Origin of the sequence: Kribbella sp. NPDC000426, assembly GCF_040300265.1 — a bacterium.
In the GTDB taxonomy this organism is placed as follows: Bacteria; Actinomycetota; Actinomycetes; order Propionibacteriales; family Kribbellaceae; genus Kribbella.
Map to the genome: position 1 here is coordinate 99,294 of NZ_JBEPDK010000006.1, position 19,496 is coordinate 118,789.

Sequence of the window (19,496 nt, forward strand, 5' to 3'; positions counted from 1 at the left end):
CGTCATTCTCAGTCAAATCTTTGATCAGGTATTGCGGATCTTGCGCACTCGACTTTAGATTCACGAAAGAGTTTGATCGACCCTGCAGGAGTGTGCTGAACATGCACGAACTGGACGTGCCTGCTTTGGATGTCGTCGTGTCCGGTCTGGTCTTCCAAGATCTGGTGCTCGGCCTGCCCACCGCGCCCCGGCCCGGCACCGAGGTCTGGGCCACCGACTCGCACGAGAGCCCGGGCGGCATCGCGAACTTCGCCGTCGCCCTGGCCAGGCTCGGTCTGCGCACCGGGATGGCCGCCGTGTTCGGCGCCGACGACCTGGGTGACCGGGTCTGGCGCCGCCTCGTCGACGACGAGGGCATCGATCTGACTCTGTCCCGAAGACTCGCCGGCTGGCAGACCCCTCTGACCGTGGCCCTTGCCTATGACAACGACCGGGCACTGGTCACGCGCGGGTCGGACCCCCTGCTGTCGGCCGACGAGCTGATCACCACGCTGCCGACTGCCCGAGCAGTCGCCGCCCACATCGGTCCCTGGCGCAACGAGTGGCTGGCGAAAGCGAAGGCGGCCGGCAGCGTGGTGTTCGCAGACGTCGGCTGGGACCCGTCCGAGCAGTGGGACCCCGCAGTGCTCGACCAGCTCGAGCACTGCGATGTTTTCCTGCCCAACGCCGACGAGGCGATGGCCTACACCCGTACGACGTCACCTGGCGACGCACTCGAAGCCCTGGCGGAACAGGTCCCGCTGGTGGTCGTGTCGAAGGGCGCCGACGGAGCTGAAGCGCTCGACGCCAGGACCGGCGAGCGCATCGCCGTACCTGCGTATCCGGTCCCGGCGGCGGACACCACCGGGGCGGGTGATGTGTTCGCCGCCGGCTTCATCGCCGCCACGCTCTGGGAACTGCCGCTCGAGCAGCGGCTGCGGTTCGCGTCGCTCACCGCGGCGCTGTCCGTCACCCGGCTGGGTGGAGCCGATGCCGCACCGCGCTGGGAAGACCTGGCCGGATGGCAGGCGGCGCACCCCGAAGACCACCACCTCCAAGCGCTGATCAGCGCACACTCAGGAAGGTAGAACCATGGAGCTCTCACGTCGGACGTTGCTCGGGGGCTTCGCAGCCGTAGCCAGCGGCGCACTCGTCGGCTGTTCCTCCGGGATGGACACCGGGTCGACGGCCAAGAAGAACACCACCACCGAGTTGACCATGTGGTGCTGGCCAGGCGGTCTGGGCAAGTCGGTGCTCGACGACACGATCGCGCACTTCCCGGACCCGAAGATCAAGTACTCCGAGATCGGCGGCGACTTCAAGCAGAAGCTGGTCACCACGTTCAACGGCGGCACCGGCATCCCCGACATCACCGGGATCAAGGGCGAGGACATCGCCTCGCTGCTCCCCCAGGCGTCGCGGTTCGTCGACCTGAAATCGGTCGGTGCGGACTCGGTCCTCGGCGACTACCTGGAGTGGAAGGTCAACCAGGCGACCACGCTGGACGGCAAGGTGATCGGCCTGCCGATCGACGTCGGCCCGACGGGGCTGTTCTACCGCGAGGACATCTTCGCCGCGGCCGGCCTGCCCAGCGACCCGGCCAAGGTGGCCGAGCAGCTGAAGACCTGGGACGACTACTTCGCAGCCGGCGTGCAACTGAAGGCGAAGAACCCGAAGGCGCTGCTGGTCTGGGACGCGACCGACCTCTACGACATGGTCGTCGGCCAGGGCACCGAGCGGTACATCTCCAAGGACAACAAGTTCATCGGCGACCAGGACCACATCCGCAAGGCGTGGGACACCTCGGTCAAGGCGATGACGATGAAGATCGACGGCAAGACGCCGAGCGGCAGCCCGGACTGGAACGCCGGGCTCGACCAGGGCACGATCCCGACCCACATCGGCGCCGCCTGGGTCGCGCTGGACATCAAGTCCGCGGTGAAGACCAGCGCCGGCAAGTGGCGGCTCGCGCCGACGCCGAGCGGACCGGCGAACTTCGGCGGCTCGTTCCTGGCCATCACCAAGAACGCCGCCGACCCGCAGAAGGCGTTCGACGTGATCAAGTACATGCTCAGCGCCGACAACGAGGCCAAGGCGTTCACCGACGCGCAGATCTTCCCGTCCGCGCCGGCGGCCTACGACAAGCCGGAGCTGAAGGCCGCGGACAAGTTCTTCGGCGGGCAGGTGCCGATCGACGTGTTCGGGCCGGCCGCGAAGGCGATCCCGGTCGCGTACCAGAGCCCGTACGACGACTCGGTCGCCGCACCGTTCCACGACGAGCTCAAGACCGTGCAGACCGGCTCGAAGACCTCGGACGCCGCCTGGGCCAGCGCGGTCTCCAAGGCGAAGGCGATCGCCAAACGCCAGGGAGTGCAGTGACCAGTACGGCGACTGTGCCGACCGCCGCTGCCGAGCCGCTGACCGGAAAGGGTCAGCGGCCCGGTCGGCGGATCTGGTCGTACTGGCGGTTCTACCTGGCGCTGTCGCCGTTCTACATCCTGTTCGCGGTGTTCGGGCTCTACCCGATGCTGTCCACGATCGTGCTGGCGTTCCAGCGCTGGGACGGCCTGAGCGCCCGCAAGTTCACCGGGCTGGGCAACTTCGAGTTCCTGGTCCAGGACCCGACGTTCTGGACGGCGCTGGAGAACACCGTCGTACTGTTCTTCATGTCGACGGTCCCGACGCTGGTGATCGCGCTCCTGCTCGCGGTGATGCTGCAGTCGGCGGTCCGGTTCACCAACGTGTACCGGATCGCGTACTTCATCCCGAACGTCACCTCGCTGGTCGCGATGGCGATCTTCTTCAGCTCGATCTTCAGCACGAACTTCGGTCTGGTGAACGCCGCCCTGCGCTCGCTCGGCATCCCGCAGCAGGACTGGCTCGGGCAGCCGTGGGGCATCAAGATCGCGATCTCGACGATGATCGTGTGGCAGTGGGTCGGGTACAACACGCTGATCTACCTGGCCGGTCTGCAGGCGATCCCGAAGGAGCAGTACGAGGCGGCCAAGGTCGACGGCGCCGGCGCGGTCCGGACGCTGTTCTCGATCACGTTGCCGCAGCTGCGTCCGGTCATCCTGTTCACCGTGGTCATCTCGACGATCGGCGGACTGCAGACGTTCACCGAGCCGCAGGTGATGGTCGGCAACAGCGGCGGCACCGGGCAGAGCGGGATGACCGTGGTGCTGCTGTTCTACCGGACCGCGTTCCTCGACAACGACTACGGGTACGCCGCCGCGATCGCGCTGAGCATCTTCCTGCTCGTGTTGTTGTTCACGGCAATCAACTGGCGGATCTTCCGCGGACGGAGCGACGACCGATGACGCGTTACCGCTGGCGCGGGATCGCGCTGCACGCCGGACTCGTACTGGCCCTGCTGGTGTTCATGTTCCCGTTCGTGTGGACGATCATCATGGCGTCGAACACAACCGCGGACATCTACCGGTTCCCGCCGAAGTTCACCTTCGGCGGCCACTTCGGCGACAACGTCCGGCAGGTGCTCGACAACGTCGCGTTCTTCCAGTCGATGGCCAACACGGCGACGGTGGCGATCTCGACGACGTTGCTCGTGCTGTTCTTCGACTCGCTGGCGGCGTTCACGTTCGCGAAGTTCCGGTTCCCGGGGCGGAACGCGTTGTTCGTGATCCTGCTCGCGACGATGCTGCTGCCGGCACAGCTGTCCGCCGTACCGCAGTTCCAGACGATGGCGTTGCTCGGGTGGGTCGGGTCGCTGAAGGCGCTGATCATTCCGGGAGCGGCGAACGCGTTCGGCATCTTCTGGATGCGGCAGTACTTCCAGAACTCGATCCACGACGAACTGGTCGAGGCGGCGACGCTGGACGGCTGCGGGTTCTTCGGCACGTACTGGCACGTCGCGTTGCCGTCGGCCCGGCCGGCGCTGGCGTTCCTCGGGATCTTCACGTTCGTCGGTTCGTGGAACGACTACATGTGGCCGCTGATCGTGCTGACGAACCCGGACCACCTGACGCTTCAGGTCGCGCTGTCGACGCTGAACCGCTCGCACGGCGTCGACTACAGCATGGTGATGACGGGTGCCCTGATGGCGATGGTGCCGCTGGTCATCGTCTTCGGGATCTTCGCCCGCCAGTTCATCAAGGGTGCGACGGAAGGCGCCGTCCGAGGCTGATCAGCACACCGATCGCGACCAGTGCATTGCCGAACAGGCCGGTGAGGAAGTCGGCCGCCGAGTGTCCCTGGGTCAGAGCGGGTACGCCGCCCAGGACGCCGATGGCCGAGTAGGTCACCACGGCCGCGGTCAGCCAGGTCTTCGTCCTGGCGTCGACCGCGGCCAGGGCCGGCCAGGCGATGGCGACCGCCACGATCGGGTCGAGGAGCGCCAGCGGGGTGACCTCGAAGAACGAGATCCCGTCGCCGTGCGGTACGACGGCGCTCAGCACCAGCAAGATGCCCCCAGCAACAACCATCCCGGCAGCCGGCGGCCAGACCGGCTGCAGCCGGATCTCGGGCTTCAGCGCGATCACCAGTACGACGAGCGCCACGATCGCGATCGCGGCCGTGAGGGACCAGGCAGAGGTCTCGTCCGCCGAGATCCCGCCGCCGACGATCAGCATGGCTCCCTCGATCGCGGCCACCGAGCAGCCGGCGACGACGCCGAGGGCGATCGTGCCGGCCCAGCGCGCGATGAGTGCGGCGAACAAAGCGACTAGCGCGCCCCAGATGGCGGGGTCGTACCAGGTCCGGTACAGATACCAGCCCTGGTTGGAGTCGTACCAGAGCTTGCGGGAGTAGGCCGTGCCGGGCCAGTTCAGGAAGACGAGCAGCCCGCTGCCGGCGACAAGCACGGCCACCAGCCACCACGGCGGAAGAGGCGGCCTGTCGGCCATGGACGCCGCGACCGGTTGTGCGGCCGGCCGCCCGGCCCGCGCCGGGGCGGCTGACACCGGTCCGGCTAGCGCCGACTCAGCCGACACCGGCTCAGCCGACACCGGCTCAGCCGACACCGGCTCAGCTGACGCCGGTTCAGCTGACGCCGGTTCGGCTGGCGTCGGTTGGGTTCGGGGTGGTTCGGGGATGGGAGCTGGTGTGGGGTCGGGTTGGGGTTCGGGTTCGGGCGGTGGGGCCGGCGGTTCGGACTCGGTGTCGGGGACTGTCAGACGAACCGGTACGACGCACTCCCCGGCCGGCCCCGCGAGGGCAACCGCCCCTTCGTGGACACCGGGGTCGGACTGCTCCGCGTGGACCCTGATGACGTCGCCTTCCTGGGCGAGCTTCAACCACGGATCGCTGGGTGATGCGGCCGCCGTCAACGCGATCGGCGGGCCGGACAGGAGCAGCTCGGCGGGCGTCGAGCCGACGAGATCCACCGACGACGGAGTGACGCGCAACTCCGCCGTCGACAGCGCCTCGGACGCGGCTTCGGAGACCTTCCGGCTGTCGTCGTCGGTCATCTGCTTTAGCGCCTGCCACGCGGCGTACGCCTGCCCGAGGTCCGCGTCGTACAGACGTTCGCGCAGGTAGTCGACCACGCCGAACCTTGCCGCCGGCAACGGGCTTTCCATCGCCTGGGTCAGCTCAGGCGCAAGTGGCGCCCGCGTGATCCGGCGTACCCGGCTGCGGGCGATCAGCAGTTCGCCCTGCGAGCCGAACGTCCACATCTGCGGGTTCTGGTTCGGCGTGACCCGGTGGATCCGGTCGGTGACGAACCCGACCAGCTCGGTCAGACCGACCCAGCCGTCACCGTCCCGATCCGCCTCCCCGGTCGTCAGCCCGTCCACCACGGCGCCGGTGAAGACCGACGGCGCCGGCTTGGACGCGTCGGACGCCAACTGGCCACCTTCGAAGGCGTACTCCATCGCGCTCGATGCGGTGATCACCACCCGCCCACGCCCGCCGCCGACATCGGCCTGATTGGCAAAGGCGTCCTGCACCTGCGCCTCACCGGCCGCCCGGACGATCATGCCGCGCGGAAACGCGCCGCCGTAGCAGCAGTCCAGGAACAACGCGATCCGCTGCGCTCGGCTGTCCGCCATCTGCCGGTTGACGAAGTCCGCGGCTACCGCGGTCGACGCGAGCCGCGCGGGCTTGGTGTCGGCGACCGCGAGGAACAGCTCACCGGCCGAGTTCTTCAACCCGTGGCAGGAGAAGTGCAGCAAGAGCAGGTCCTCCGGCCTGCGGTCGGCGAAGAAGTCCTCGACCGCGAACCGGATGTCCTGCGCCGGCGCGTTCCGCAGTACCTGCACTTCGAACCCGCCGACCGCCGGATCCGCGAGTACGCCGGCCAGCGCGGCCGCGTCCTGCGCCGGTGCGACGAGCCGCTTCAGACCGGGATCGTCGTACTGATCGTTAGCGACCACGAGCGCGTGCCGCGTGCCCTCCATTTCACGCCCCGGTGTGCCGTCGGACGAAGGCATCGACCAGTTGCTGCTGCATGTCGTCGCTCGCACGGGTCAGCTCGATCACGTCGCCGTCGATCGTGAGCTTGACCGTCCGACCGTCGCCGACCCTGCCGAGCCACTCCCGGACGACGGCGACGACCGAACCCAGCACCTGCAGTCCGGGCGCGAGCGAAACGCTCAGCACACCGGCCACCGCAGCAAGAGCACCGCGGGTGCCCTCCGGCGCCTCACCGTCGCGGACCGGTTCGACCGCACGTACGTCGAGCACCAGCAGCTCCTGCCGCAGCAGCAGTGCCAGCTCCTCGAGCCGCGCGTCGTCCGCCCCGTCCTCGGCGACCCCGACCAGGACCCCGTGTACGTCGCTGTCCCCCATCGCCCCTCCCACCCCCAGGCCGACGTCTCCACAATGCCGCCGCACCGCGTCGGCGGCAAGGACCAGCAGCACCCGGGCATCACAACGTAGGCTTCGGGAACTGGATCGTGCGCTGCGACGTCGGAGGGGCAACATGGTAGGCAAACGGGGGCGGGTGATCGGCAGGATCGCACCCGGGATCGTCGGCGAGGTGATGCTTCCGGTCCGCGGTGCCACCGAGGCCTTCTACGCTTACCCCGCGACCGACGAGGTGCTCGAGGTGGGGACGCAGGTTGTTGTCGTCGACTACGACCCACCCCGGACCGTCTACGTCGCTCGCGCCATCTAATTGAAGTTCCCTTGGAGGGGAAATGCTCTGGACGTACGTGGCCGTCGCCGCAGTCGCGGTGGTGGTCCTGCTCATCGTGTTCCGGATGGTCTGGCGGGTGGCGGAGCCGAACGAGGCGCTGATCATCTCCGGCCTCGGCGCGCACTCCAGCACCGAGCAGGTCAACGAGACCCTCGGCTTCAAGATCGTGGTCGGCCGCGGCACCGCCGTACTGCCCGGCTTCCAGACGGTACGGCGGTTGCCGCTGGACATCCGGGCCACGCCGCTGACCGTGACGTGCGTGTCCAGCCAGGGCATCCCGCTGCACATCAAGGGCGTCACGGCGTACAAGGTCGGTGACGACTACGGCTCGATCGCGAACGCGGCCCGGCGGTTCCTGGAGCAGAGCGACGAGCAGGTGATGAGCACGATCCACGAGCTGTTCGCCGGTCACCTCCGCGCGATCGTCGGTTCGACCACGGTCGAGGAGATGCTGCACGACCGGGAGACGCTGACCACGAACATCCGCGGCTCGCTGGCCGGCGACATGGAGAAGCTCGGCCTGGTGGTCGACTCGCTGCAGATCCAGGAGATCGACGACGAGTCCGGCTACATCCGGAACCTGGGCCGCCCGCAGGCCGCCGCGGTCGAGGCCGCGGCCCGGATCGCGCAGGCCGAGCGGGACCGGGAGGCGACCGAGCGCGAGCAGGTGGCCGCCGCCGCCAAGGCGGCCGCGATCCGGGAGAGCGAGATCGCGAAGGCCGGCTACCAGGCGGAGGTCGACCAGGCCACGTCGAAGTCGTTCCAGGCCGGACCGCTGGCGGCCGCGCTGGCCAAGCAGGAGGTCGTCGTCGCCGAGACGGAGACCGCGAAGCTGAACGCCTCGCTGGCCGAGAAGCAGCTGGAGTCGTCGGTGCTGAAGCCGGCCGACGCCGAGGCGTACAAGCAGCGCACGCTGGCGCAGGCCGCCCGCGACGCGCAGATCGCGGCCGCCGAGGCGAACGCCCGGGAGGTCCAGCTGCGCGGTGAGGCGCAGGCGAAGGCGACCGAGCTGACCGGTAAGGCAGAGGCGTCCGCAGTCCAGGCGAAGGCGATGGCCGAGGCGGCCGGTATCAAGGCGCGCGCCGAGGCGCTGGCCACGAACACGGACGCCGTTGTCGCGCAGCAGCTGGCCGAGGCGTACCCGGAGATCGTCCGGGCCGCGTCGTCGTCGTTCGACAAGGTCGGCAACATGGTCGTGCTGAACGGTGCGCAGGGCATCGAGGACACCCTGGTCAAGACGATCACGATGGGCGGCTCGGGCTTCGCGCTGGCCAAGCAGCTGATCGAGTCGCTGGCCACCAAGACTCCCGAGGACCAGAAGCCGGTCCTGGAGCCGGTCCCAGACAACCCAGCCTGATGGCAAACCTGTGGATCCCCTTGCGTGCAAGGGGATCCACAGTCTTTTCTAGGCGGTCTGCAGCGTCAGGCCGTACGCCTGCAGGATCTCGTTGACCGGCTGGAACCACGTCTCGCCGCCGCTGGTGCAGTTACCCCAGCCTCCGGACGTGACGCCTTGCGCCTGGTCGCCGGTGATGAACGACCCACCAGAATCGCCACCCTCGGCACAGACGTTGGTCTTGGTCGCGCCGTAGAACAGTGCGCCGTTGCCGTAGTTCACGGTCTCGTTCTTGGCCAGGATCGTGCCGCAGTGCCAGTGCGACGTCGAACCGCTCCGGCACACCGACGACCCGATCGGCGCCTCCCACGACCCGCGGACGAGTTGGTCGCTCACCTGTCCCCAGCCGAGAACGACCGGGACGGTCCACCAGCCATAGCCGGTCGCCACCCATGCATAGTCGTTGCCCGGGAAGGACCAGCCTTGGAACGAGCCCTGGTCCGTCCCGTCCCAGCCGCGCACCATGCCGCTACGACCACAGTGCCCGGCGGTGACGTAACCGCCGTACACCGAGAAGCCGATCGAGCAGCGGATGTTGCTGACGTAGTACGGGTCGCCGCCGACCGTGCCTGCGGCGTACGTGCGTGGCGCTTGAGCAGCGACCTCCTTGACCGTCACCGCACCGGTCTTGGCGACCTTGGCCACGAACGCGTCGACGGCTGCGGATCGCTTACCTGCTTGGACGTTGATGACCACGCTGCCGGTCTTCGGGTCGGCAGACCAGCCGCTGACCGCATTCGGCACAGCCTTGCCGGCCAACTTGTCGACGGCAGCCTTCCGGTGGTCCAGCGTCTTGGCCGTCACCGGTACGGCGGTCACCGCGGCGCCTGTTGCCCGTACGGCGGCCGCTCGGTCGGGCCCGACGACGCCGACGACCAGCTTCCGCGTGGCCGCGTCGTACCAGGCCCCGCCGAACGCGGCGCCGGCTGCCTTCTGGGCCGCGGGCAACAGCTTGGCGGCCGACGTCTCGGCCTGGAGCCGTTGCTGCAACTGCTGGTCGGTCAGCCCGAAGTCTCGCTGCATGGCGGCCGATTGGCCGGCCACAGCCAGTGGTTCGGGCGCGGCTATCGCTTGTGCGGGCACGGTCAGTACACCCGCCGTGATCACGGCGGCCAGTAAGACCTTCATCTGAACTCTCCTCACCTAGGGGCGGTTCGGTGGATGAGAGCGCTCTCGCGATCGAGCGTGGCCTACTGGAGACGGTCCGTCAAGGGCGAATGACCGACGTTGTCAGCCTGCGAGCGCCTGGAGGGTCGACTGCTCGCGCTGGACGACCACTGGCCGCGCCTTGGCGAGAGCTGCCCGGATGACGGCAGGCTCGGCTGCCCCTGACCCGTTCCAGTTGGACCACAGAACGACCAGCAGTTGGTTGCCGACAGGTACGGCGTACGAGTCTCCGCCTTGCCCGGTGCCGTGCGACGAGACCTCCATCGAGCCGGCCGGCAGCTTCGCGCTCGCGGGCGCCGGCTGTACGCCGATCCGATCCGGGCAGATCGTGCTCAACGTCCGCACATCCTTCAGCGCAGCCTGTACGCCGCCCTGACGGTAGACGATCCGCTCCTCCGACACGAACTCCGACGGACCCGCGCTCCAGACCAGCTGACGCCGCGCCATCCGCAACTTCTCACTGGTCAGCCCGGCCGCGGTCGTTCCGCACAAGCCCGCGACTGTCGGCGAGGTGAGCGTGGTGATCGGCGCACCCAACGGCTGCATGCCCGGCACGTCATGGACCCCGAGCCCGCCGGTTGCGAGAGCGGCAGCCGCTCGGGTCGCATCCAAAGGCGGCGGCGACGGCGTGGACGGGGTGACCACCACCGGCGACGGGTCAGCAGCGTCCTTCTTCGGACCGCCGCAGCCGGCAACAGCTGCGATGCTCGCTACGACAACCACGCCTCGGACCACGGTGTTCTGCATCTTCACCGCGTGAAGATAGCCGACCGCAGGGTTCATAGACCGAGGTAGGCGAGGACGGCGAGGACGCGGCGGTGGCCGGAATCGGTCGGCGGGAGATCGAGTTTGAGGAAGACGTTGCCGACGTGTTTGTGCACGGCACCGTCGGAGATGACCAGCTTCTCGCCGATGGCTGTGTTGCCGAGGCCTTCGGCCATCAGGGCGAGCACTTCGCGCTCTCGCGGTGTGAGGCGGTCGAGCGGGCTGCTGCGCTTGACCATCAGCTGGCTGACCACCTCCGGGTCGAGCACGGTCCCGCCCGCCGCAACCCGGCGTACTGCTTCGAGGAACTCGTCGACGCGGGAGACCCGGTCCTTGAGGAGGTAGCCGACACCTTCGCTGCCGGCGGCGAGGAGCTCGGCGGCGTACACCTCCTCGACGTACTGCGAGAACACCAGCACCGGAAGCCCTGGCCGGACCCGGCGTGCCTCGATCGCGGCCCGGAGGCCCTCGTCGGTGAAGGTGGGCGGCAGCCGTACGTCGACCACGGCGATGTCGACCGGGTGCTCGGCGATCGCCTTGGCGAACTCGTCTGCGTCGGTGGCGACCGCAGCGACCTCGAAGCCGGAGTTGTTCAGCAGCAGGCTCAGGCCCTCGGCGAGGATCGGGTTGTCCTCGAGGATGATCACCCGCACGGAAGGATCACCTCGATGGTGGTCGGCCCGCCGATCGGGCTCTGCAGCTCCATGTGACCGTCGATCGCCTGCACGCGGTGGAGCATGCCATGCAGCCCGCTCCCCCGGCCCAGTAGGTCGGACTGCTCGCTGATCCGCGCTCCGCCGATCCCGTCGTCCATGACGGACAGGTAGAGCTCAGTCCCCCGCCGTTCGAGCTGTACGTCGACATGGCCGGCCGCGCTGTGCTTGGTGACGTTGGTGAGTGACTCCGCGACCACGAAGTACGCAGCGGCCTCCACTGCGGCCGGGACCTCGCCCAGCTCACCGATGCGCAGCTGGACCGGGAGAGGGCACCGGGCGGCCAGTGCGGAGACCGCCCCGACCAAACCGCGGTCAGCGAGGATCGGCGGGTACATGGTCCGCAGTACGCCGCGTAGCTCGGTCATGGCCTGCTCTGCGCCGTCACGGGCGTCGTCGAGCAGCTTGGCGGCCTTCTCCGGGTCCTCTGCCATCGTCTGCTTGGCAATGCCGATCCGCATGGCCAGTGACACCAGCTGGGCCTGGGTGCCGTCGTGCAGGTCCCGTTCGATACGCCGCAGCTCGGCACCGTGGGAGTCGACCGCACCTGCGCGGCTCTTGGTGAGCTCCTCGACCCGCTGCGACAGTCTGGCGTTCTCCAGCTGGTCCTGGCTCGGCGTCAGCAGCTTGAGCGTGGCCTTGGCGTGGCCGCGGGCAAGAGCCGGTGCGACCCAGCCCAGGATGCCCAGACTGAACACCACCTGCAGCGGGCCGAGAGTGAGGGCCTCGAACCAGCTGTCGACGTCCACACCCATCAGGCTGAAGTTGCCCGGGTCAACCCACCACAGCAGCATCCCAGCGATCGCAGCGGGCACGCCGACAAGTCCGATCACTGCGACGAGCAGTTCGGGAACCATGGCCAGCGGCATCAGCAGCAGCCACAAGCTGCGCTTGAACGACCGGTCCCTGAACAGCGTGACCACGTCGCCCGGGTTCCGCGGTGTCGCGGCCGGCAGCGGCGTACTTTCAGACACGCCCAGGTGCTTGGCGGCCCTGCGGCGCTCACTGTTGGCCAGCTTCACCAACGCGCCGGTGAACGGCGTGATCAGCCAGCCGAAGAACACACCGTTCGGCAATGCCAGCAACAACAGCAGCGCCCGGAGGTAGCGGACCGCCAGGTAGGCGCATGCCCGTCCGCCCCGAGCCAGGATCTTGTTGACCATGACTCAATCCTGCGGGACGGCCGGGCACGTGTCGGTACAGCGGGCTCTACCTTTGCGGCTCTAGCAGTCTGGAACGCCGGGGAGTTTGGCGTTCGGATCGTCGATGTAGATGTTGGTCATGTAGCCGCCCTGGTCGCGGAGCTTGGCCCACCAGTTGTTGGTGTAGCCGTTCGCCGTCACGGTGTCGCCCTGGACCTGGCACTCGACGAAGACCTGCGTCGGGCCGGGCAGCGTGGTCACGACCGAGGCGGAGAGCTTCGGCGCCGAGCGGACGTTGACGCCGTTGCCCCAGGTGGTGAAGTTGTACTCCGGCGGGTTCGGGTCGCCGCCGTTCACCAGCTGCATGTAGTAGTCCCAGTTCCAGTTCGGGCCGGGGTCGGTGTGGTCGTTGCCGGGCATCTCGCTGTGGCCCTTGATGTGGTTGCGGTCCTTCGGGATGCCACGGCGGTCGGCGATGTTCGCGGTCAGCGCGGCCGACGACCGGTACATCGCGTCGGTGAACCAGGACGGCTGGTCGATGAAGCCTTCGTGCTCGATGCCGATCGCGTACGGGTTCGCGCTGCGGGCGTGCCAGGCGGTGTCCTTCTCGGCCACCATCTGGGTGATCTGGCCGTCGCTGGACCGGACCACGTAGTGCGCGCTGACCTGGGCCGCCGGGTCCTTGAACCAGCTGATCGTGCCGGCGTACGAGCCCTGGGTCACGTGGATCACGATCGTGGTGATCGCCTGGGTGCGGCCGACCGCGTAGTTGCAGGTGCAGGCCGGGTTCCAGATCGCGCCCGGGTAGTCGGTTGCCTGGACCTTCGCTTCGGTCCCCAGCGGCGATACCTTCGCATAGGCGCCGAGGTCCGGGGTGACCTGCTTCGGGTCGGTCGAGACACCCGCGGTGCTGACGCCGCGGGCGATGACCCGGTAGACCTCGTCGGTGTACAGCCGCGCGGTCGGGCCGTCGGCGGAGTGCGAGTACTTCGCGATCACGGAGTACCACTTGCCGAGGTCGGAGCGGTCCTTGAGACCGGCCTGGTCGGCGTACGAGTCGAGGACCGCGGCGGCGCCGAGGATGTTCGATGAGTCGTCCTTGCTCAGTTTCGCGACCGGCAGCCCGGTCAAGGTGCTTGCCTCGGACATCGTCTTGTTGGTGTTGTTGCCGGCCAGGTGCATGACACCGTAGCCGTTCGCCTGGCTCGGCGCGCCGTCGTGGCCGTCGAGGTGCGTCTCGGCGAATCCGACGCTGACGAGCACCTCACGCGGTACGTCGTACTTGCTCGCGGCGGCCTGGAACGCCGACGCGAGATCCGGCTGACCGGTGGGCTGTGGCGGTTGAGCTGCGTGGCTCGGGAGGGCTGTCAGCGCGAGTGCTCCGACAGCAAGCAGAATCGTGGCGGTCTTCCGCATGGGCGGCGGTCCTTCCCTCTGTCCGGTCCGCCGAGGGGCGTCGGCGGTCCCGGGAGCCACGCTAAGGGAAGATCTTCCGTCCGATCCAGTGTTTGAGTGAATTTTTTCCCGTCACCGGTGGAATACCACGCGACCACGGAGTGCGATCAGACGCGGATGCGTGAGGACGGCCAGATTCGCCCGCGGGTCCTCGTCGTACACGACCAGATCGGCCGGGTCTCCGGGCCGCAGCTCGCTCGGCGCACCGAGCCAGGCACGAGCCGCCCACGATCCCGCGGCCAGGGCCTGCTCCCCCGACATGCCGATCTCGGTCAGCGCCTGGATTTCCTGGGCGACGAGACCGTGCCCGAGGACACCGCCCGCATCGGTGCCCGCGTAGACCGGGACCCCGGCCTCGAACGCGTCCCGCAGCCGGTGCAGGCGACGCTCGTACAGGTCGCGCATGTGCGCCGAGTAGACCGGGAACTTCGCGGCGGCCTGCTCGGCGTACTCCGGGAAGTTCTCGAGCTGGATCAGCGTCGGTACGACGGCGACGCCGTGGTCGGCCATGTGCGCGAGCATGTCCGGCTCGAGGCCGGTGCCGTGCTCGATGCAGTCGATGCCCGCGGCAAGCAGATCGGGCAGGGCGTGCTCGCCGAAGACGTGCGCGGTGACGCGGGCTCCGAGTTCGTGCGCCCGGGCGATCGCCGCCGTCAGCGCATCGGCCGGCCAACACGGGGTCAGGTCGCCGGCCTCGCGGTCGATCCAGTCGCCGACCAGCTTGACCCAGCCGTCACCGCGACGAGCCTCCTGCTCGACGTACGCAACCAGTTCCGCCGGTTCGATCTCCCAGCCGTAGTTGCGGATGTAGCGCTTGGAGCGGGCGATGTGACGGCCGGCGCGGATGATCTTCGGCAGGTCCTCGCGATCGTCGATCCAGCGGGTGTCGGCGGCCGAGCCGGCGTCGCGGACCAGCAGCGCGCCGGCGTCGCGGTCGACGACCGCCTGCTGCTCCTGGACGTCGATGCCGACGGCACCGTGCTGGTCGAGGCCGATGTGGCAGTGCGCGTCGACCAGGCCGGGCACGATCCAGCCGCCGGCGTGCACGGTGGTCACATCAGCAGCGGTGGGCCGGTCGACGACCAGCCCACCGCTGAGGTGAAGCTCCTGCTGCTCACCGACCGGCAGCACCGTGCCGACGAGCTTGAGTACGGTCATGGCTCGACCGTATCCGGGGACCTCCTAGCCGTGCGAGCCGCCGCCCGGCGTACAGGTCGGGGTGGTGGGCTCGTTGCCGGCGCACGGCGTCCCGGACGGGGTCTCCGTCGGGGTGTCCGTGGGCGTCTGGGTCGGAGTCTGCGTCGGAGTCTCCGTGGGCGTCTTGGTCGGAGTCTTGGTCGGCGTCTTCGTGGGGGTCTTGGTCGGCGTCGACGTCGGCCGGTGCGTCGGCGTACCAGTCGGGGTGTCGATCGGCTTCGGCACCGTCGGCTTGTCCCACTCCGTCGACGGCGGCGTCGACGGCGGCACCGGCGGCGGCACGGTCGCGGTCGGCGTCGCGGTCGTCGTCTTCGTGTCGTCAGGGACGTCGGGAACCTGGCGCGGGTCGACCTTGCGGTCGGCGTTGCCGGTCCACTTCGCGGCGGCGATGTTGCCGGACGCGTTCGGGATCAGAACCGCGTTCTTGCTGTAGACCCGCATCCACTTCAGCACCGTGGCGACGAAGTCCTTGGAGTGCTGGTAGCGCAGCAGAGCCTCGACCAGGTCCCGCGGCTGCTTCAGGTCGTCGCCCTGGGAGCACAGCACGACGGCGACCGTGGTGACCGCGTCGTACACGTTGTTGGGGTTGCGGAAGCCGTCGCCGTTGCCGTCGGCCCCGAACTCGTCCCAGACCTGCGGGATGATCTGCATCGGCCCGACGGCCCGGTCGTACGTCGCGTCGCCGTCGAACTTGCCCTTGTCGGAGTCGCTGATCCGGCCGTTGCCGTGCCGGCCGTTGAGCACCGGGCCGAGGATCCGGCCGCGGGTGGTGCCGGCCACGTCGACGCGGCCGCCGCTGGCGTGGTCGGACTCGACCTTGCCGACGCCGGCGAGCAGCGGCCAGGTGAGCCCGCAGTTCGGCCGGACGACCGCGAGGTTGGCGGTGGCGCGGCGGTACGCGGGGAACACCCCGCGCGGAATGCCGTTGACTGCTCCCGGCCGGCCGGGACGGACGACCGACCGGCCGTCGGTGGCTCCCTGCACGGGAACGTCGGCGCGGGCGGGCTGGTCGGATCCGAGCCGGCCGTCCACTCCCGGACGCTGCGGCACGATCATCGTCAGTTCGTCGAACTCACCGCTGTTCAGCCCGGCCCCAGGCGACGGGGCGACCGGGTTGGTGCCGGCGAGCTGGCCGGTGGCACCGGCCCCGCCCGAAGCAACTGTCACGATGGCCCCGACCAGGAGCGGGGCCGTGCACAGCGAAGCGATGATTATTTTGACCCGACGGTTACCACTACGGGTTAGGCGCATAGCCCCTTCAACGAACCATGCGCCACAAAGTTACATCAAGACGACGCAAAGTTACGGGCCACAGAAACCGCTCGGAAAACCGGCACCGAGGTAACGATCGCGGCTACCTGAAGCCGTGTCGGCCCTGAGGCTACAGCCGGCGTCAGTTGCCCGATCAGCTGCCCGGCACGGGGGCGTCGCTCGGGGTCGCCGCCGTCTTCGTCGGGTCGGACTCCGTACCGGTCGTGGTGCACGGACTCGGCGTCGGGGTCGGCGTGGGTGTCGGGGTGACCGTCTCGCTCGGCGACGGGGTCGGCGTCTCCGACGGCGGCGGGGTCGGCGTACAGGTCGGGTCGTTCGGCGTGCTCGGCGGAGTCGTCGGCGGTGTCGTCGGGGGCGTGGTCGGCGGGGTGTACGGCGGCTTGGTGGGTGACGTCGAGGTCGAACCCGGGCCGTTCGTCGGCCGCGGGACGGTCGGCTTCGACGAGCTCGGGCGGCTGCTGGTCGGCTTCGACGTGGTCGGGGCGACTGTCGGGCTCGTGGTCGGCGCGGTGGTCGGAACCGTCGTCGGGGCCGTCGTCGGCGTGGTGGGCGGCGGCGTGGTCGCCGTACGCCCGTCGTTGTCGCCGTCGCCGTTGTTGCCGCCGTCGCCCGGGGTGTCGATCGTGCCCGGTTTGTCCGGCACGGTCACGGTGTCGTTGCTGTACGACTGCATCCAGCGGAGGACGGTCGACACGTAGTCCATCGAGTGGTTGTAGCGCAGCACCGCCTGGACCAGGCCCTGCGGGTCGGCCAGGTTCGCGCCGCCGGAGCAGAGGTAGTCACCGGTCGCCCGGGCCGCGTCGAAGACGTTGTGCGGGTCCTTGATCCCGTCGCCGTTGCCGTCCGCGCCGAACGCCCGCCAGGTGCCGGGGATGAACTGCATCGGACCGACGGCGCGGTCCCAGGTCGTGTTCCCGTCGTACACACCCTGGTCGGTGTCGGCGATCGCCGCCATCCCGGGGCTGCCGTCGAGGACCGGGCCGAGGATCTTGCCGCGGGTGTTGCCGTTCGCGTCGACCTTGCCGCCGCTGGCGTGGCCGGACTCGACCTTGCCGATGCCGGCGAGCAGCGGCCAGGTGAGGTGGCAGCCGGGCATCGAGAGCGCGAGGTCCCTGGCTGCCTTCTGGTACGCCGCGAGCACCGTGCCCGGGATGCCCGAGGTGTCGCCTATCGCACCCGGGATCGGCTGCACGGTGCCGTCGGTCGAGCCGGTGACCGGGACCCCGATCGTGGACTTCTCCTGCGTCGGCAGGCTGCCGTCGACACCGGGCTGGTTCGGCACGTTGTTGGCCAGGTCGTCGAAGACCGCGTCCTGGCGCGGGGCGGCCAGCGCGTGCGCGTCGACGATGAACGTGTTCGAGGTGACGCCGCCGACGACGAACACGGCGACCATCGCGGTCGGCGGCGCCAAGCAGGTACAAGCGGCGGACAACTTGCCCCGCCACGTGTCCAGGTTCTTGAACTGCTGCCTCATCCGAACCGTCCTCGACGCATTCCGCAGGTGGTGTGTCTCTCGGGCGTAGGCACGATCTTAGCCGTCACAGGTTCGAGGACAACCGGTAACGGTGTGCCAACCCTCGCCGTGACCGGATGCCGAACGGGTCCGTTCAGACGGGTTTCGCCCAACGTTCACGCCCCCTCCCCCGTCCACCGTAAGCCGAACCGGGGGCGGCGGCGCCGGCTGAACGATGACAGTTCAGACATCCGGTCAGACATCCGCACTGCCCTTTCGGGAAGGTCAGTTGCCGCCGAGCATCTTCTTCAGGTCGTCCGGCAGCTCGAAGTCGCCGCCGTTCTGCTGACCGCCGCCGAACGCGGCGGGGAGCTGGCCCGGCTGCGGAGCCTGCGGCTGCGCGCTGCCCTGGTTCGCCCGCTTGGCGGGGTTGCCGGAGCCGCGCTTCTTGCCCTTCTTCGCCTGCTGCTTGGCCTTCCGGGCCCCGCCGGCGCCCGCACCCGGCATACCCGGCATTCCGGGCATCCCCGGGATGCCCTTGCCGGACGCCATCGCGGCCATCATCTTGCGGGCCTCGAAGAACCGCTCGACCAGGCCGCTGACCGTAGCGACCTCGGTGCCCGAACCCTTCGCGATCCGGGCCCGGCGGGAGCCGTTGATGATGTTCGGATCGTTGCGCTCGGCCGGCGTCATCGAGTGGATGACCGCCTCGATCCGGTCGATCTCGCGCTCGTCGAAGTTCTCCAGCTGGTCCTTGAACTGGTTCGCACCGGGCAGCATGCCGAAGATCTTGGTCAGCGGACCCATCTTGCGGACCGATTGCATCTGGGCGAGGAAGTCGTCCAGGGTGAAGTCCTTGCCACCCTTCTTCTGCAGCTTGGCGGCGGTCTTGGCCGCCTCCTCGGCGTCGAAGGTGCGCTCGGCCTGCTCGATCAGGCTCATCACGTCGCCCATGCCCAGGATGCGGCTCGCCATCCGGTCCGGGTGGAAGACGTCGAAGTCCTCGAGCTTCTCGCCGTTGCTGGCGAACATCACCTGGCGGCCGGTGACCTGCGCGATCGACAGCGCGGCACCACCGCGGGCGTCACCGTCGAGCTTGGACAGGACGACGCCGTCGAAACCGACGCCGTCGAGGAAGGCCTGCGCGGTGGTGACCGCGTCCTGGCCGATCATCGCGTCGACGACGAACAGGATCTCGTCCGGGCTGACGGCGTCGCGGATGTCCGCGGCCTGCTTCATCAGCTCCTCGTCGACACCCAGCCGGCCGGCGGTGTCGACGATCACGACGCTGTACTGCTTGGCGCGCGCCTCGTCCATCGCCTTGCGGGCGACGTCGACCGGGTCGCCGACACCGTTGCCGGGCTCGGGCGCGTACACCGGGACGCCGGCGCGCTCACCGACGACCTGCAGCTGGGTCACGGCGTTCGGCCGCTGGAGGTCGGCGGCGACCAGCATCGGGGTCTGGTGCTTGGTCTCGCGCAGCCACTTGGCGAGCTTGCCGGCCAGGGTGGTCTTACCTGCACCCTGCAGACCGGCGAGCATGATCACCGTCGGCGGCCGCTTCGCCATCCGCAGCTCGCGGGTCTCGCCGCCGAGGATCTTGACCAGTTCCTCGTTGACGATCTTGATCACCTGCTGCGCCGGGTTCAGCCCGCCGCGCACCTCGGCGCCGCTGGCGCGGTCCCGCACCGCCGCGATGAACTCCCGCACCACCGGCAGCGCAACATCCGCCTCCAGCAACGCGATCCGGATCTCCCGGGTGGTCGCGTCGATGTCGGCGTCGGTCAGCTTGCCCTTGCCCCGCAGATTCTTGAACGCGGTGGAGAGCCGATCGGAAAGCGTGTCGAACACGAGAAACAGT

The 19,496-nt window shown here is 68.9% G+C and carries 17 protein-coding genes; 6 read left to right on the top strand and 11 right to left on the bottom strand.

The genetic code is table 11. The features are described 5' to 3' along the window. Positions 1 to 101 precede the first annotated feature (101 nt). The 4 genes from ABT313_RS29135 to ABT313_RS29150 are packed head-to-tail and all read left to right on the top strand — an operon-like array spanning position 102 to position 4,123. On the top strand, positions 102 to 1,067 hold the full coding sequence (locus ABT313_RS29135) for a carbohydrate kinase family protein (RefSeq protein ID WP_350860422.1): 966 nt from the start codon (positions 102 to 104) through the stop codon (positions 1,065 to 1,067). 4 nt (positions 1,068 to 1,071) lie between these two features. Beyond that, positions 1,072 to 2,358 (top strand): ABC transporter substrate-binding protein, encoded by a 1,287-nt coding sequence (locus tag ABT313_RS29140; RefSeq protein WP_350860424.1) that lies wholly within the window; start codon positions 1,072 to 1,074, stop codon positions 2,356 to 2,358. Further along, complete coding sequence (locus ABT313_RS29145) at positions 2,355 to 3,299, top strand: carbohydrate ABC transporter permease (protein WP_350860426.1); 945 nt, start codon at positions 2,355 to 2,357, stop codon at positions 3,297 to 3,299. The genes ABT313_RS29140 and ABT313_RS29145 overlap by 4 nt, the downstream gene beginning before the upstream one ends. Continuing rightward, positions 3,296 to 4,123 carry a carbohydrate ABC transporter permease gene (locus ABT313_RS29150; RefSeq protein WP_350860428.1) on the top strand — a complete coding sequence of 276 codons (828 nt, stop codon included), beginning with the start codon at positions 3,296 to 3,298 and terminating at the stop codon, positions 4,121 to 4,123. Before ABT313_RS29145 ends, ABT313_RS29150 begins: the two co-directional genes overlap by 4 nt. Here ABT313_RS29150 and ABT313_RS29155 read toward each other — a convergent pair. Together ABT313_RS29155 and ABT313_RS29160 are read right to left on the bottom strand one after the other, a co-directional pair. Then, positions 4,089 to 6,335, bottom strand: a complete 2,247-nt coding sequence (locus ABT313_RS29155; protein ID WP_350860430.1) for a caspase, EACC1-associated type — start codon at positions 6,333 to 6,335, stop codon at positions 4,089 to 4,091. The genes ABT313_RS29150 and ABT313_RS29155 overlap by 35 nt on opposite strands. Position 6,336: 1 nt before the next feature. After that, positions 6,337 to 6,798 carry a hypothetical protein gene (locus ABT313_RS29160; protein WP_350860432.1) on the bottom strand — a complete coding sequence of 154 codons (462 nt, stop codon included), beginning with the start codon at positions 6,796 to 6,798 and terminating at the stop codon, positions 6,337 to 6,339. Positions 6,799 to 6,859: 61 nt separating this feature from the next. On the opposite strand from ABT313_RS29160, the gene ABT313_RS29165 reads away from it, so the two are divergent. Further along, positions 6,860 to 7,054 (top strand): NfeD C-terminal domain-containing protein, encoded by a 195-nt coding sequence (locus ABT313_RS29165; protein ID WP_130449247.1) that lies wholly within the window; start codon positions 6,860 to 6,862, stop codon positions 7,052 to 7,054. A gap of 22 nt (positions 7,055 to 7,076) precedes the next feature. Next, positions 7,077 to 8,432 carry a flotillin family protein gene (locus ABT313_RS29170; protein WP_350860434.1) on the top strand — a complete coding sequence of 452 codons (1,356 nt, stop codon included), beginning with the start codon at positions 7,077 to 7,079 and terminating at the stop codon, positions 8,430 to 8,432. Positions 8,433 to 8,480: 48 nt separating this feature from the next. Here ABT313_RS29170 and ABT313_RS29175 read toward each other — a convergent pair whose 3' ends face one another. The 9 genes from ABT313_RS29175 to ffh all read right to left on the bottom strand — a co-directional run bounded on the left by ABT313_RS29175 (position 8,481) and on the right by ffh (position 19,486). Beyond that, a complete protein-coding gene (locus tag ABT313_RS29175) occupies positions 8,481 to 9,599 on the bottom strand; it encodes a S1 family peptidase (RefSeq protein ID WP_350860436.1) in 1,119 nt (372 codons plus the stop codon). A 102-nt stretch (positions 9,600 to 9,701) separates the two neighbouring features. Beyond that, positions 9,702 to 10,391: a hypothetical protein gene (locus tag ABT313_RS29180; protein WP_350860438.1), complete on the bottom strand. Its 690-nt coding sequence runs from the start codon at positions 10,389 to 10,391 to the stop codon at positions 9,702 to 9,704. A 26-nt stretch (positions 10,392 to 10,417) separates the two neighbouring features. Then, positions 10,418 to 11,056: a response regulator transcription factor gene (locus ABT313_RS29185; RefSeq protein WP_350860440.1), complete on the bottom strand. Its 639-nt coding sequence runs from the start codon at positions 11,054 to 11,056 to the stop codon at positions 10,418 to 10,420. Then, positions 11,047 to 12,279 (bottom strand): sensor histidine kinase, encoded by a 1,233-nt coding sequence (locus tag ABT313_RS29190; RefSeq protein ID WP_350860442.1) that lies wholly within the window; start codon positions 12,277 to 12,279, stop codon positions 11,047 to 11,049. The genes ABT313_RS29185 and ABT313_RS29190 overlap by 10 nt, the downstream gene beginning before the upstream one ends. 60 nt (positions 12,280 to 12,339) lie before the next feature. Next, complete coding sequence (locus ABT313_RS29195; RefSeq protein WP_350860444.1) at positions 12,340 to 13,674, bottom strand: N-acetylmuramoyl-L-alanine amidase; 1,335 nt, start codon at positions 13,672 to 13,674, stop codon at positions 12,340 to 12,342. 111 nt (positions 13,675 to 13,785) lie between these two features. Then, positions 13,786 to 14,871 carry an amidohydrolase family protein gene (locus ABT313_RS29200; RefSeq protein WP_350860446.1) on the bottom strand — a complete coding sequence of 362 codons (1,086 nt, stop codon included), beginning with the start codon at positions 14,869 to 14,871 and terminating at the stop codon, positions 13,786 to 13,788. A 24-nt stretch (positions 14,872 to 14,895) separates the two neighbouring features. Next, on the bottom strand, positions 14,896 to 16,077 hold the full coding sequence (locus ABT313_RS29205) for a lytic transglycosylase domain-containing protein (protein ID WP_350860448.1): 1,182 nt from the start codon (positions 16,075 to 16,077) through the stop codon (positions 14,896 to 14,898). 238 nt (positions 16,078 to 16,315) lie between these two features. Beyond that, positions 16,316 to 17,656 carry a lytic transglycosylase domain-containing protein gene (locus ABT313_RS29210; RefSeq protein ID WP_350860450.1) on the bottom strand — a complete coding sequence of 447 codons (1,341 nt, stop codon included), beginning with the start codon at positions 17,654 to 17,656 and terminating at the stop codon, positions 16,316 to 16,318. Positions 17,657 to 17,920: 264 nt separating this feature from the next. Then, complete coding sequence (gene ffh, locus ABT313_RS29215) at positions 17,921 to 19,486, bottom strand: signal recognition particle protein (RefSeq protein WP_350860452.1); 1,566 nt, start codon at positions 19,484 to 19,486, stop codon at positions 17,921 to 17,923. Between the last annotated feature and the right edge of the window lie 10 nt (positions 19,487 to 19,496).